Source organism: Neisseria sp. HMSC070A01, from assembly GCF_001810165.1.
In the GTDB taxonomy this organism is placed as follows: Bacteria; Pseudomonadota; Gammaproteobacteria; order Burkholderiales; family Neisseriaceae; genus Neisseria.
This window is the reverse complement of the sequence record NZ_KV800129.1, coordinates 1-640: the sequence shown is the minus strand read 5'-3', so window position 1 is coordinate 640 and position 640 is coordinate 1. Positions and strand designations below refer to the sequence as shown.

1 protein-coding gene and 1 pseudogene are annotated in these 640 nt (G+C 41.7%); both read left to right on the top strand.

Annotated elements, in window-relative coordinates; translation table 11 throughout:
* Positions 1 to 276, top strand: a pseudogene (locus HMPREF2711_RS10500) (zonular occludens toxin family protein); the annotation flags it as partial.
* On the top strand, positions 276 to 458 hold the full coding sequence (locus tag HMPREF2711_RS10495; RefSeq protein WP_003681085.1) for a hypothetical protein: 183 nt from the start codon (positions 276 to 278) through the stop codon (positions 456 to 458). The pseudogene HMPREF2711_RS10500 and the gene HMPREF2711_RS10495, both read left to right, overlap by 1 nt.
* The last annotated feature ends 182 nt before the right edge of the window (positions 459 to 640 follow it).

Sequence of the window (640 nt, the reverse complement as noted above, 5' to 3'; positions counted from 1 at the left end):
GCCTGCATCAAATCCGAAAAAGGCTGTAACTGTTACACCGATCAAGGCACAAAAATAAAAGAGATCAGCAAAAAAACCTGTGTCCAATATGTAAATGACGGCCTGCCCTTTAACCCCTACAAGACAAAACAGCCCGAAACGGCGGTAACGGCAGCACCAGCGGAACAGCCCGAAACTCAGCAAGTATTGACAATGGGGGGCAAGAGTCCGCAGAATTTGATGTATGACGGTTACAACGATAAAGCCTTGACGAATCAAGGCGGAAAGGTCAATTGATGAATTACGCATACATTCCAATTTTTTGGGTAATAACAGCTTTTTTTGTTGGCCGTTCTTACGAAGTGGGCGGCATGAAAAAAGCATTTAGTACCTTTTTAAAATCGGTGGGTATTGTTATCTTAGCATCTATAATATATGTAATAATCTTTGCTGGTATGGGTTATTTAAATAATATTTAGTTAAATTTAAGTAATTTAAATACAAGTCAAGGGGAGGACGTCCGAAAAGATTTGTAAAGACAGCTTTATCGTCTTTATAAATCTTTTTGGATCCCCCTTGACGCTAGCACACCCAAAAACGCTATTAGCAAGGGTTGGGGCGGTTTTTTTGCCCCAACCCCTGCCACGTGGCGAACGTCCCC